Annotated in this window: 10 protein-coding genes and 3 pseudogenes; 4 read left to right on the top strand and 9 right to left on the bottom strand. The window is 63.9% G+C overall.

The window, feature by feature from the left end:
* Window positions 1-77: 77 nt before the first annotated feature.
* The 8 genes and pseudogenes from E3T29_RS11845 to E3T29_RS11805 all read right to left on the bottom strand — a co-directional run bounded on the left by E3T29_RS11845 (window position 78) and on the right by E3T29_RS11805 (window position 5,722).
* A complete protein-coding gene (locus E3T29_RS11845) occupies window positions 78-449 on the bottom strand; it encodes a cupin domain-containing protein (RefSeq protein ID WP_134345589.1) in 372 nt (123 codons plus the stop codon).
* A gap of 708 nt (window positions 450-1,157) precedes the next feature.
* Window positions 1,158-1,586, bottom strand: coding sequence for an SRPBCC domain-containing protein (locus E3T29_RS11840; RefSeq protein WP_134345588.1), 429 nt, complete (start codon window positions 1,584-1,586; stop codon window positions 1,158-1,160).
* Window positions 1,583-1,963 carry an ArsR/SmtB family transcription factor gene (locus E3T29_RS11835; protein WP_370449162.1) on the bottom strand — a complete coding sequence of 127 codons (381 nt, stop codon included), beginning with the start codon at window positions 1,961-1,963 and terminating at the stop codon, window positions 1,583-1,585. Before E3T29_RS11835 ends, E3T29_RS11840 begins: the two co-directional genes overlap by 4 nt.
* A gap of 210 nt (window positions 1,964-2,173) precedes the next feature.
* Window positions 2,174-3,621: pseudogene (locus tag E3T29_RS11830) on the bottom strand (IS3 family transposase).
* Between the two features lie 189 nt (window positions 3,622-3,810).
* Complete coding sequence (locus E3T29_RS11820) at window positions 3,811-4,011, bottom strand: hypothetical protein (protein ID WP_134345585.1); 201 nt, start codon at window positions 4,009-4,011, stop codon at window positions 3,811-3,813.
* A 167-nt stretch (window positions 4,012-4,178) separates the two neighbouring features.
* Window positions 4,179-5,068, bottom strand: a pseudogene (locus E3T29_RS11815) (PLP-dependent aminotransferase family protein); the annotation flags it as partial.
* Between the two features lie 8 nt (window positions 5,069-5,076).
* Window positions 5,077-5,217, bottom strand: a pseudogene (locus E3T29_RS19900) (transposase); the annotation flags it as partial.
* Window positions 5,218-5,287: 70 nt separating this feature from the next.
* On the bottom strand, window positions 5,288-5,722 hold the full coding sequence (locus tag E3T29_RS11805) for a hypothetical protein (RefSeq protein ID WP_134345583.1): 435 nt from the start codon (window positions 5,720-5,722) through the stop codon (window positions 5,288-5,290).
* 925 nt (window positions 5,723-6,647) lie between these two features.
* On the opposite strand from E3T29_RS11805, the gene E3T29_RS11800 reads away from it, so the two are divergent.
* Together E3T29_RS11800 and E3T29_RS11795 are read left to right on the top strand one after the other, a co-directional pair.
* On the top strand, window positions 6,648-7,256 hold the full coding sequence (locus E3T29_RS11800; protein ID WP_134345582.1) for a hypothetical protein: 609 nt from the start codon (window positions 6,648-6,650) through the stop codon (window positions 7,254-7,256).
* Window positions 7,257-7,439: 183 nt separating this feature from the next.
* Entirely contained in the window at window positions 7,440-7,754 is a 315-nt protein-coding gene (locus E3T29_RS11795; RefSeq protein ID WP_134345581.1) for a hypothetical protein, read from the top strand.
* A gap of 346 nt (window positions 7,755-8,100) precedes the next feature.
* On the opposite strand, the gene E3T29_RS11790 is transcribed toward E3T29_RS11795, so the two are convergent.
* Window positions 8,101-9,699, bottom strand: coding sequence for an FAD-dependent monooxygenase (locus tag E3T29_RS11790; RefSeq protein ID WP_166792394.1), 1,599 nt, complete (start codon window positions 9,697-9,699; stop codon window positions 8,101-8,103).
* A 145-nt stretch (window positions 9,700-9,844) separates the two neighbouring features.
* On the opposite strand from E3T29_RS11790, the gene E3T29_RS11785 reads away from it, so the two are divergent.
* Window positions 9,845-10,441 (top strand): TetR/AcrR family transcriptional regulator, encoded by a 597-nt coding sequence (locus E3T29_RS11785; RefSeq protein ID WP_166792393.1) that lies wholly within the window; start codon window positions 9,845-9,847, stop codon window positions 10,439-10,441.
* A gap of 110 nt (window positions 10,442-10,551) precedes the next feature.
* Window positions 10,552-12,741, top strand: a complete 2,190-nt coding sequence (locus E3T29_RS11780; protein WP_166792392.1) for an MMPL family transporter — start codon at window positions 10,552-10,554, stop codon at window positions 12,739-12,741.
* Window positions 12,742-12,775: the final 34 nt, after the last annotated feature.

Below are 12,775 nucleotides of genomic sequence, written 5' to 3'. Positions count from 1 at the left end.
TGTCTACTCTGCCCGTCTTTAAATGCCGCGATACGGTCTTGATGCGGCAGGTGCTCAACGGTCGCAAACCGTTGCTCTCAGGACCAGTACTGCGTGTTCCATGGCCCGGTCGCTGTTCCGATCAGCACCGTGTCCTCTTCGGCACCATCGAAATGGATCGCGTGAGCTGGCACAAACAGGAACGACCCCGCCGGGAAGCGATCCGCGTCTCCCTTGATAAAGGAGGTGCCGTATCCGAGCATGAGTTCGCCGTAGGCCACCTGCAGGTGCGCGTCGGCGATGTGGTGGTGCGGGGCGTCGAATACGCCCGCGGGGATAAAGAACGCGTAGGTGAACATGTGCCCTGGCTCACGAGAGCCGACGAGTGTTGCGGACTTCGTGCCGTCGTCGTGAACCGTCTCCCATGGGATGAGGCGGGAATCAAACGACTGTGGCTGCTTCGGTTGCATACCGTCACGGTAACCGCGGCTCACAGCGAACGCTCGCGGAATACAGACACCGCGCTGCTTGGACATAAGGCGACGAAACCTAGGCCAGCTTCGCCAGACCTTCAACAGCATCCAGCGCCCGTTTACCGGTCCCTGAGCGCGACGCGGAACGTCTCGAAAAAGTAATGACTAGTGAGACACCCGCCGCGGCTGCTTTCCCTGAATACGCCAGAGCGAAAAAACATGGCTCATCGTGTCTCGGAAATACGTCTCACCGGAAATTGTTCCAGCAAGTTATTGGGATGGGATTTCTGAGGCACAATGACGGGGCGCCCTGCACAGGTCACATTGGACTGTTTCCTCATCGTTTGCGACACGCAGAATAAATGACTGGTTGTGTGACAATTTGTCCATCCGTTGAAGTTACGATCGTGTTGTCACGCAATCGAACGTATAAATGACACGTGTCGAGCATGAATTGACCGCCCGTTAGCCGAACGTCGAGCGCGACAGATCTGAGGGCAAACCACCTGGCGGCCGAGCGCGCCGACGTTGTGTCACAGAGGAACGACGACCGGGACGCCTGAGCAGGCGGTCGCCAGCTTTGTTCAGATCCCGTAGGTGGAACCCTGAGCGGACCCGGTTGCGGGCTTCGACTTTGACGACTCGGTCGGGGTGGGGTTGCGGTCAGTGTCGCCCTCGCAACGCGCTGACACGGCGGGTGCCCGTCTAGCGGACGAGCAGCTTCTCCATATCGTCGAAGAACGCGGTGTATCCGGCCGTGAGGGCCGCCTTCGACGCGTCGTCGAAGCCCTGGGCGGTTTGCACCATTGTCATCATGGCGCCGCCGTCGACGGCGACGATATCGACGGTGACGGGCTCGCGGGCCGGATCATCGGGCTGGTCGGTGAGGGTGAGGGCGAGCCGCGTCGGACGATTCACCTCTGTGAACTCGCCAACCCAGTGCTTCAGGCTGCCGTCGGGCAGGTGCATGGTCGCCTTCCACCCGCCGCCGACACGGACATCCATCTCGACATCGTCGACCGGGACCGCGGCCGTCCCGAACCAGACCGCGAAAGAAGCCGGCGTTGTCCAGGCGTCGAAGACCTGCTCGGGTGTTGCGGGGAAGGTGCGGGTGATGCTGACGGGGTTGCTCATGAGGTTTCTCCTTTGTCGGTCATGCTTGTTTCGGTGGTCGTGATCTCAGCGAGGACGTCACCGAGGGCATCGAAGCTGGCACCCCAGAACTTCGCGTAGTCGCCGATCCACGCGCAGGCATTCGCCAGCGGTCGAGCGTCAAGGGTCGCGGGGCGATACTGCGCATTCCGACCTCGACTGACCAGTTCCGCGGCTTCGAGCACCCGGAGGTGTTTCGACACCGCTGCGAAACTCATCGCGAACGGCTCTGCTAGCTGCCCAACTGTCGCCTCGCCGTGCGCTAGGCGCGCCAGGATGGCGCGCCGCGTCGGGTCGGCGAGGGCCGCGAAGGTGCGGCTGAGCTGATCGGCGGGCATGTTGTCCAATCTTGTATTCAACTGGCTAGTATAGAACTGATAAGTTGAATATAAGGCATCGCGCGTTTCCCCGTCAAGCCCAGGGCCACCTCTCTTCTGGGCCGGGTCGAAGGAACGCGAGGGTCGAAGAAGGCAGCGGAGCACATCGCGAGTCGCACCATAAAGAATCGTTGTCCCCTCGCGGGTGATTAGCTAATGCCGGAAGATGTCAACCTTTATGAGTCAGTTTCTTTAGGTGGTCATTGAGTTCGTTCCGTCCTTCAGGGGTTCGTTGATCCAGGTTGTTGTCGGGAACGTTGGTGGCTGCGGGTGCTGCCGAACGAAGCGTTCAGGGTGGGCGGCGTAGGCGGTCGTGAGGACGCGGGCGCGAGCGTGCTGGATGGCGGGCGCGCGGCCGTGATGCAGGTTGAAGGGGGTGTGCATTCCGATGCCGGAATGGCGATGCTCGTGGTTGTACCAGTCGTAGAATTCGGTGCAGAATGAGCGTGCCTCGGCGAGGCTGTAGAACCGGTCGGGGAACTCGGGCCGGTACTTCAAAATCTTGAAGTGCGACTCGCTGAATGGATTGTCATTACTCGTATGCGGGCGGGAGTGTGACTTGGTCACGCCCAAATCGGCGAGCAGGAATGCGACGGGTTTCGACGCCATCGAGGACCCGTTGTCGGAGTGGATTGTCAGCTGGTCTCGGCGAATGTTCTGCTTCTCGATCGTGTCGAACAGGAGCCGCTCAGCCAGCTCGGCGGACTCCCGGGTCGCGACCATCCAGCCGACGGCGTACCGAGAGTAAATGTCGATGATCGTATAGAGGTGGAAGTACGACCATTTGGCCGGACCCTTGATCTTCGAGATATCCCACGACCAGGTCATGTTGGGTCCCGTCGCGATGAGTTCGGGCTTGACCCGCGCCGGGTGCTCGGCCTGAGCGCGACGCTCCCCGGTCTCGCCGTGCGCGCGGAGCAAACGATACATCGTCGCCACCGAGCACAGGTAGGTGCCCTCGTCGAGGAGGATCGCATGGATCTCCACCGGCGCCTTGTCCACGAACCGCTCGGACCGCAACACCTCCAGAACCGCAGCGCACTCCAGTTCGGTCAGTGCCAGCGGCTGCTTCGCCGGCTGGGGCCGGGGCCGCGGCGATGACGGCAGTCGTGGCGACCGCGGGTGTTGGCGGTAGTGCGTCGCCCTCGACCTGCCCACCGCCAAGCACGCATCCCGCGTGCCCACGAGACGGACGAGGGCGGTGATGGTAGCGTCGATCATTTCTCAAGGTTCTTGTCGCTGCTGTTGGTCGAGAGTTGATCCAACAGAGCCGAGAGTTTTCCCTGGATCGCGATCACCTGCCTCGCCGTATCCAATTCGCCCGACAGTCGGAGATTCTCTTTCCGCAGTCGGGCCGCGTCCTTCTCCGACGTACTGGCCGGCGGCGCTCCCGCGGGCCGCGCCAAAGCAGCCAGCACCCCCTTGTCTCGCTGGTCACGCCACGAGCTGACTAAAGAGGTATACAGCTTTTCCCGGCGGAGCAGCGCTCCGCGGCCCTGCCGGTTCAGACTGTCGTACTCGGTCAGAATGTCACGTTTGTACTTGGCCGTGTAGGTCCGACGTCGAGCACGCTCGGGAACCTGGGGATCGGGAACATCTTCCATCCCTACAGCCTGCCCGCTCGAGCTCAGTCCTGTCATTACTGCATTCGTCAAGGGAACTCCTTCCCCGCCTCCTACGACACTATTCGAGACGATCCCGGTGCCTTATCCAAGGTTGACAGAGAGGGTGCCGCAAGCGGGACGCCCTGCGCGACAGATCTGCGGCCGACCCAATCAAGGGCCGAGCGTACCGAGGCTGTGTCATTTGGGAACCCTCTACGGAAACGTTCAGTCCTTGGCGGTGTGGGCCTTGCGAACACTACGAAGCACCAAAACCCAAAGACCGGTAGATGCGGCGAGAAGAATAAATGCACCCTGCGGTTGATCAGCCCAAAACCACGCGATGCCATTCCCGTCAAACGTGAACATGGCAGCGATTCCCAGAAGAAGGACGGCGGGGCTGAACAATGGAGAACGAATCACAGTCAAGGGATACTCCTTCTAACTATTAGTTCAAGCCAACTTGTGGATTAAGGCTAGTGGCGATGGAGCCTGATGGCACGAAGATTGCACGCCCCGTAAGGGGAAGCCCCTACGGGACGGTTGAAACTCGGTACTGCGACGGAGCCGGCAATGTTCGCTGCCCCGTGGACCGGTTAGCGGGTAGAGGTTAGCGTCTGGCCGATGATGCGGGCGCCGTCCGTGGACGCTCCGGGGTTCGGTCCGGAGTGGTTGCGCCTGATGAAGGGGCCGGTGGGTTCCGCCGGGAACCAACTCGAGCCGGCAGCGATCAGGACCCCGGCGGTTTCGCAGTCTGCGACCGGTCGCTCGAGGTTGGTCCCATCGGGGAGGCGAGCCCATAGAGTGAGACCACCAGCCGGAACGGTGGTGATGTGGGCGTCGGGTGCGTGTTCGCGCAAACCCATCAGTAGAAGCTCTCGGCGTGCCCGTAGTTGCGGGCGAGGGTTGCGTAGGCGGGTCTGCCAACCCGGTTGAGTGACGGCGTCGAGCACTGCGGTTTGAAGAAGCCCACTGACTCACAGCGATTCGGCCCCGCGGTCGGCCAGAATGCGTTCCTTGGCGGTCCGCGCGCAATAATCGCCACCACGCGAGGAGACGGCGAGACGCTCTTGGTGAGCGATCGCGCGTAAACCACGTGCCCGGCGTCATCGCGAGCGGCGACAGGATTTGGGTCGGTGTCGAGGCCGAAGTCATGGGCCCAGTCGTCCTCGATCAGGAAGGCGCCGTGCGCCCGGACGATGTCGAGGACTTGCGTCGTGGTGGCCTTTGACCACTGTGCCCCAGTTGGGTTCGCGTAGGTGGGCTGTGCATAGACGACACACGAACCGGTTTCTTGGAAGGCCGGGTCGAGCTCGTCGGGATCGGGTCTCTCGGGTCCCGACGGAACCGGGACAACGTCGACGTCAGCTTGTGCTGCCGCCTGGATTGCGCCCCAGTAGGTGGGCGATTCCATCAGCAGAGGCGCTCCGGTGGCGACGGGCGCGCGGAAGATCGTGGCGAGGCCACTTTGACTTCCGGGAAGCACGCTGGGAAGTAGGGTCGTTCGCCAGCTTCCCGCTCGTCGTGCTGCTCGACTAACACCGACCCAGCCATGCGCAGCAGTGCGGCAGTGTTAGGAAACACCCCAACGACGTCGGTGCGGCTTTTGATCTTTTTGTTCACCATTCCAACGGGCTGTCCAATGCCCATGTGTGCGGTACACCGGATGCTGCCGGCGTGCCGCGGTCAAATAGTCCAGGTCACACTATTTCTCTGCTTTCTGCGCTTCTTTGATTGGCGTTGGGACTTTGGATTCTCCCTGGCGAGATTCCCTTATCTTTCGCGCAACGCCCGAGGTGGCCACTAGAGCAAATGCCAGGACTACTAGCGGTGTGCGCGCACCGTGGAGGAACAACGAAGAGATGTCCAGCGGCAGCGGCGCCGCCCACCGGTCGTTGTCGGAACCGGCGATGAAACCCACGACTACGACGAGCAGTATCACACCCGCAACGACTATGGCCATTCCAGCGCGCTGGGCAATAACAGCCCCCAGCCCGATGGCAATGACGACGCTAATCAGAGAAGCCCAAACGTAGTCATTGGGTCTGAGCTGCGCGATCCAGAGCGCCGAGGCCAAGCTCAGCGCATAATAAGTCACTAGGCCGAGCAAAACTCCGCCTACCCAATCGAAAGTCTTCATTCTGCCGCCTCCGTGGTCTCTGGTTTAGGTCCTTAGTATGAACACGTCAGGTTTGCCCGTGGACCCCAAGTCCCCCCGCTGGAACCCCATTGGCCTAAGGCATGGTATTCAATACTGGATGATCCCCAGCAGGTGTTCCCTACGATGTCGATGCCCCATGTGGAGCCATTGTTCAAGGCGTAAACTGAACCGTCAGCACGCTGATACCAAGCGTCGTACAGGTGAAGGTTGAACGTAGACCCTGAGGTGCATCCGGAAGAGATCATTCCCTCCCCACGTACGCGAGGTTGGCTGTTAGATTCGTACGGCGTATAAACCGTAATCGACCTAGTGCACGAAGCTGCCGCTGACTCAGCAGTAGATTTTTCCGTGGTCCCGTCCGTGGTCACGTCCGTGACGGCATCGGTATAAAATATGTGTACTGTTTCACCAAGCTCGGGCATAACCGGAAATTCGCTGTCCTGCGCAACGAATGCCTCGTATTCGCCGCCCGCCCCGGAAAGCGCACGCTCAACGGTCGGTCTCGGCGCAGGATGGTCCACCTGAATGATGCGGTCAGGCGTAGTCTAAGGCCCAGGTTCATGACCGCTGGGCGACGCAGAAGCGCCCGTCGCGGACGCGAGTGTGAGTAGCGCAGCCCCGGTAAGAGCTAAGATGGTGCCAACAAACTTCTTCATGACATTTCCCCCGTTGAGCAGTCAATTCTACTGAGTCGTCAGTCTGACACCTCAAGTAGAGCACGGTCCGAGGCAAATCGGAAGAGGTCAGGAAACGAGGGCGGCGCGTATCTTTGAGCTGCCGCGGGCATTTCGGACAGCGGAATTAATGGTTTCTTCTACGCTGCCAATGCTGGCTGTTGATAACCATAGTGGGCGTCATTCGGCCGGCGGTAACAACTTGCGATCCGAACACAATCCGATGCCAAGTGGAACGGATAGCCGATTCGCTTACTCTATTTGACTGGAACGCCTTCTCATCGACACTCATCGCGACACTCGTCGGTGCTCTTGTCGCGGCGCTTATCAGCATCTCGCTGTATCGACACGAAGGAAAGGCACGTGACGCCGCCGAGGTGGACGCTGCGGTGATCACCCTCATGCGCGCCATTCAGAGCTATTCGCAGGACTACAGGAAGTTCATTCGCGCTCTGGATGCGCGCGCATCGCAGCCTCCGTTGGCCGTTCAGCAGGGATGGACTGATCGCGTCGTCGTGGTCGACGAACCCGATCGCACCGAGATCGACACCGCCGTTGAAACGCTAATCGTCCTTACCAGGACCGACGATCGAGTGATCGCCGAACGCACTCGAGAGGTTTTATATCAGCTCAACTTCTTGAAGGATTCTGATAGACAGGCGATCGAGTATGCCGCTGTGCGCCGTGTTCTTGTTGCTTGGCGAGCCGGCAAGCGCTCAACAGCCGAGACGCTCTCCGGACTGGCTGTTGTAGACGAGCGTCGCCGGCTGATCATAGAAGGAAAGCCCGAGACCGATTTGCCTGCCCCTCCTGAGCCTTACGCCGGAACGGCCGTGTAGCCGCGAGTCCTAGGCTCAGCGTGTGGTGGGGTTCAATCCATCAGGCGCTAGGGGCAGCGGTGGATGGCTGTCGCGCAAGCCGAACGGCTAACGGGACGTCCGCACCGGAAGCGGACCTCCCCGTAATTCGACTGTCGGCGGTACCCGGTACGGTAACGGCAACTAGCTCTATTGGAGGCCACTGTGGACCACTCTCATCCGAACAACATTTTCATCAAAGCCGGTGGAGTCGAGGTCGAAAAGCCGCCTCTCGTCGTCGACGGGGACAACACTCTGAGCGGAACACACAATGGATCAGTGTGCGTGCACGACGGGACGCTCACTATCGTGCGAGGCGCCACCCACAACGGGTCGCTGACGGTGCAACCATCCGCGCACGTCGCCATCCACGGCGTGCACAACGGGTCGTTGACAATCGGTTCCTCCGCGACGAGCGAAGTCCTCGGGGCACAGAACGGGAGCGTGCGAGGCGGCACGGTCACCAAGATTGGCGGATAAGTCATCGACCTCCCTGGGTCGACGATTAAGGAACCACAGCGCGGCGCAGATGGAGCGAACGTCGTTCGTTGGTAGGTCAGCGCCACAACGTGTTCTCGAGTCGTCACTGACGGCGAAACACCGCTTGTAGCGGCGAGTGGGGCGTCCAGTTAGCCGAACCTTCACCGCGACCGTCGGCGTCGGCGACTCGATCGCCCTGCACGCCGGGAGCCCGATCGTAAGTGGATAGCCAACGCCATAGTTGGAGCAACAATTGGCACCGCTATTTGGAATAGTTCTTTCATGCCGTGTATTTCGGCTCGGGCGAGCCTGACGCACAAGTGCTGCTGCGGAATCCACCATCTCTTCAGGCGGGAAATTCTTGCAGGATGTGCTGGCCGATGGATTGCAGGATGTGCTGGCCGATGGACTCGGGCGAGGAGCCGCGAGCCGCGACATAGCGGTCCGGGCGCACGAGGGCCACGCGTTTGCCATCGGGCATGGCGGCCGTGGCCGGAGCCCCGGCCGGAGCGACGAGATCGGAGGCGATGAAGACGACAGGCAGCCCGTGCCAGCGCGCAGTCGACAGATCGGGCCGGGCCTCGCCCGGTCGTCCCCAGACAACCCAGGACCAGCCAGCCGGGCTCAGCCTCTCGTAGAGTCGCCCTCCGCCAGGTAGCTCCGGATTCGGCAGCCGCCGGCCGGCGCCCGGCGCGGTCGCCAGAGGTCCGCTCGAGTACGCCAGGTCGAGCATCCCCGCAGTGCGGCCCAGCTTCGACTGGACGGCTGAGCGCGCCAGTATCCGCGGGGCGAGGCGGCCGAGCGCCCGGCGGATCGCGGTGCGCCGGGTGGTCAGCGCGGTCGTCACCCGGGCGACACCGGTGACCATGCCGCGTGCGGTGTCCCGTCGTTCGGCCTCATAGCTGTCGAGCAGCCGCTCCGCCGCGGCCGAATCCAGGCGGTCGACCGCGGCGAGTTTCCAGAGCAGGTTGTGGGCATCCTGGACCCCGGTGTTCAGGCCCTGCCCGCCGACCGGGCTGTGGATGTGGGCTGCGTCGCCGGCAAGGAAGACCCGGCCGGAGCGGAAGTGGTTGGCCAGCCCGTGGCTCAGGTTGAACTGCGAGGTCCACTTCACGTCGCGGCTGCCGAACTCCATCCCGGACCGCTGCCGAATCAGCTCGTCGAGGAAGGCCGCATCCACGGTCAGTTGCGAACCCTTGTCCGGCGTTGGAACGTGGGCGATGATGCGCCAGCGCTCCGGTTCCGGCATCGGCACGACCAGCAGCAGTCCCTGCGGGTCGAGGTAGGCGTAGCCCTCGTTCTGGGCGATCGGCACGGAGCTCTTGACGTCGGCCAGCACGAACGTTGCGCCGGCGTCCCGACGGGTGAGCCGGAGCCCGACCTGGTCGCGCACCCGGCTCCGGCCGCCGTCGCAGCCGATCAGCCAGCGCGCGCTCACCCGTTCGGTTTCGCCGCCGTCACGGGTGACCAGCGCCTCGACCTGGTCGTCGCCGTTGAGAATCTCGTCGAACGAGGTTCCCCACTCCACGGCCCCGCCGAGCCTGTTCAGATGGTCTTCCAGCACCTGTTCCGTCGCATCCTGTGGAATGGAGAGCCAGAACGGATACGCGGTGTCACCCCAGGGGAGCCCGAGTAGGTCCACGCGGGTGGTCCGGCGTCGGGGGCCGCCGTGCGCGTTGAGGGCCGCGAACGGCACGCCGCCGGCGAGCATCCCATCGGCCACCCCCATGGTCTCGAAGACCTCGAGGGTGCGGGCGTGGGTGACCAGGGCCTTGGAGTGGGTCGAGCGTCCCTGCTTGCGGTCGATGATTCGCACGCTCAGGCCGTGACGCAGGGCCTCGCAGGCCGCCGTCAGCCCGGTCGGGCCGGCGCCCACGACGAGCACATCAACCTCACCCGGCCTGGCTGGTCGAGGCTGGAACGGTGCGTTCTGGGAAGTGTTCATGCCCACAAGCCTAACAATAAACGAGACACGCATGTCTCGTTTTGCAAAGACGGACCCGTGGCGCCGCCGCAATTGTCGGCCATCACGCCCCCGGATGGCGTCGAACGCGTATCGTCGAGGTCGACGCACTCCCCGGAAAGGCACCATGTCCAGCCCCAAACAGCCAGCGGCCACGCGCATCGATGTGGAACGCCACCACCGGGCCCTCCTCGCGGCCGCGGCCGACGAGTTCGCCCGCAACCCTGACTCGTCGATGGCGGATGTCGCCCAGGCGGCGAACCTGACCAGGGCCACCCTCTATCGCCACTTCAGTAACCGGCAGGCGCTTTTGGGGGCCATCCAGGCCGAGGCCATCACCCGCGCGTCGGAAACCCTCATCGCCTGCCGCCTCGACGAGGGATGCGCCCTCGAGGTGCTCGGTCGCGTCATTGGCGAATTGGGCAAGCACGGGATGCGCTTCCGCATCATTCTGATGCGGGCGCCCGACCACAACGCGCGTTTCCTCGCCCAGCGCGACCAGGCGCTCGCGCCCCTGGTCGAGGTGATCAAGCGGGGCCAGGCCGAGGGCGACATCCGCACCGATCTCTCACCGGAGTGGATCGTCACGGCCATGGCCTCCCTGCTCATCTCGGCGGTGCGGGCGGCGCCCAGGACGAAGCACTCGGACGCCGGTGTGTCCGATCTGATCTACCGCACTCTGGTCGGCGGCATCGCGACGCACGCATCAACGGGAGATGCGTAAAACTAGACAAGAGCGTCTCGTTTCATCTAGGCTCAGTTCAGACGGCCCGATCGGTGCCGCCGACTCGATGAACTGTGATGGGACCACCCGTGCTCTCTGCACTCGCTCGCATGTCAACCCGGTACCGCTGGATAGTGGTCGTCGTGTGGCTGGCGCTGATCCTCGGCGCCGTGCTCGGCAGCCGGGCGCTCGGCGGCACCTTCAACAACGACTTGACCCTCGCCGGCACCGACTCGCAGGCCGCCTACGACACCCTGCGCGAGGAGTTCCCCGAGCTCGCCGGTGACGGCATGCAGGCCATCGTGCACAGCACTGATGCCGAAGAGCCCGTCACATCGCCGGCCATGCGCGCCGCGGTCGAGGAAGCCGTGGCCACCGTCGCCGCGCTCGACGGCGTCTCCGCCGCTCGGTCGCCGTACGGTCCGCCCCAGCCCATGGTGTCCGAAGACGGCATGACGGCGATAGTGACGATCCAGTTCGACGAGCGGGCCAAGGACATCCCGGTCGAGACGGTCGCTGAGGCTCAGGCCGCCTTCGGGGGCGTGCAGGATGCCGCCGGCCAGGTCGAATTCGGCGGTCCGGCCGCGCAGGGCGAGTCTGGACCATCCGGCAGTGAGGCCTTCGGCCTGCTCGCGGCAGCTCTCGTGCTGCTCTTCGTGTTCGGCTCGCTGTTCGCCATGCTGGTCACGCTGCTCACCGCCCTCATGGCCCTCGGCATCGGACTCGCCTCGATCACGATGCTCGCCTCGACCGTGACCATCGGCACCTCCGGCCCGATCGTGGCCGCCATGATCGGCCTGGGCGTCGGCATCGACTACGCCCTGCTGATCGTGACCAGACACCGGGAGGGGCTGGCCCAGGGCCTGACTCCGAACAGGTCCATCGAAGCGGCCATGACCACCGCCGGGCGCTCGGTCCTGGTCGCCGGGGCAACCGTGATCATCGCCATCCTCAGCCTCTACGCCATCGGAATCCCGTTCGTGTCGTCGCTCGGACTGGCCAGCGCCATCGTGGTCAGCGCGACAATGCTGGCATCCGTCACCCTGCTGCCGGCCCTGCTGGCCATCTTCGGCCGCAACCTCGACCGGGTGCGGGTGCGCAAGATCGGCAAGAAGGGCGCCTCCCTGACGCACGTCGGCGGCCCGGCAGAAACCTCGCACGCGTCGGGCTGGCGCGGCTGGGTCGGTGGCGTGCAGCGCCACCGATGGATGGCCGCGTTCGCCTCCGTGCTCGTCCTGGCCATCCTCGCCCTGCCCCTGCTGTCGCTGCGCCTCGGCACCGCCGACGGCGGATCTCAGGCCGCCGACACCACCCAGCGCAAGGCCTATGACCTCATCGTGGAAGGATTCGGCGCCGGCTGGGCCGGCCCGCTCCTGGTCACGGTCGACTTCGGCGACGATTCGACGCCGGCCGAGAACCAGGCCGCGAGCACCGAACTGCACGCAGAACTGGCGGCAACCGACGGCGTCAGCGCGGTCACCCCGCCGCGCCTCGGCGAAGACGGGACGACCGGCCTGTACACGGTGATCCCCACGAGCTCGCCGGATGACGCAGCCACGGAAACGCTGGTCCACGACCTACGCCAGACGGTGCTGCCAGAGGCGGCACCCGGCGCGGCCGCCCACGTCGGAGGAGCGACGGCGACCAGCATCGACCTGGCGGATACGCTCCTGGCGCAGATCGGCTGGTTCATCCTCGTTGTCGTCGTGCTCGCCTTCATCGTTCTGCTGATCGAGTTCCGGGCGCCGTTCATCGCGGCCATGGCCGTCATCATGAACCTGTTCGCCGTCGGCGCGGCCTACGGACCCGTTGTCGCCGTGTTCCAATGGGGCTGGTGGCCCGCCGACCTGCTCGGGGTTGTGCCTGGACCGGTGGAGTCGTTCGTTCCGGTCATGCTCTTCGCGGTGCTCTTCGGCCTGTCCACCGACTACACCGTGTTCCTGCTCAGCCGGGTCAAGGAAGAGTTCGCCCGCACGGGGGACGCAAACCGGGCGGTTCGGGACGGCATGGCCGCGACGGCAAGGGTGATCCTGGCCGCGGCATCCGTCATGGTCGTCGTCTTCGGCAGCTTCGTTCTCAACGACCAGCGGACGGTCACGATGTTCGGCTTCGGCCTGGCGATGGCCATTGCCGTGTACGCGCTCGTCGTGATGCTGGTGCTCGTGCCGGCCCTGCTGGCGATCGCTGGCCGCGCGGCCTGGGGACGCACGAAGCGTCGCTCGACCGGCGAGCCCGGGGCCGCTTGTGAGCCCGCGGTCGAGCGCGAACCTGAACTCGTTGAAACGCTCGGGCGGGGTTGAGGATGAGCTGCTCATGATGCCGGGTAACCGCACC

Source organism: Cryobacterium sp. TMT1-66-1, from assembly GCF_004403435.1.
Classification (GTDB): Bacteria; Actinomycetota; Actinomycetes; order Actinomycetales; family Microbacteriaceae; genus Cryobacterium; species Cryobacterium flavum.
This window is presented reverse-complemented; position numbering and strand designations above follow the sequence as displayed.

Excerpts from the sequence above, each read along its gene's own strand:
- E3T29_RS11785 (WP_166792393.1), top strand. The coding sequence starts at position 9,845 with ATGTCCAGCCCCAAACAGCCAGCGGCCACGCGCATCGATGTGGAACGC.
- E3T29_RS11840 (WP_134345588.1), bottom strand. The coding sequence starts at position 1,586 with ATGAGCAACCCCGTCAGCATCACCCGCACCTTCCCCGCAACACCCGAG.
- E3T29_RS11805 (WP_134345583.1), bottom strand. The coding sequence starts at position 5,722 with ATGAAGACTTTCGATTGGGTAGGCGGAGTTTTGCTCGGCCTAGTGACT.
- E3T29_RS11780 (WP_166792392.1), top strand. The coding sequence starts at position 10,552 with ATGTCAACCCGGTACCGCTGGATAGTGGTCGTCGTGTGGCTGGCGCTG.
- E3T29_RS11845 (WP_134345589.1), bottom strand. The coding sequence starts at position 449 with ATGCAACCGAAGCAGCCACAGTCGTTTGATTCCCGCCTCATCCCATGG.
- E3T29_RS11790 (WP_166792394.1), bottom strand. The coding sequence starts at position 9,699 with ATGAACACTTCCCAGAACGCACCGTTCCAGCCTCGACCAGCCAGGCCG.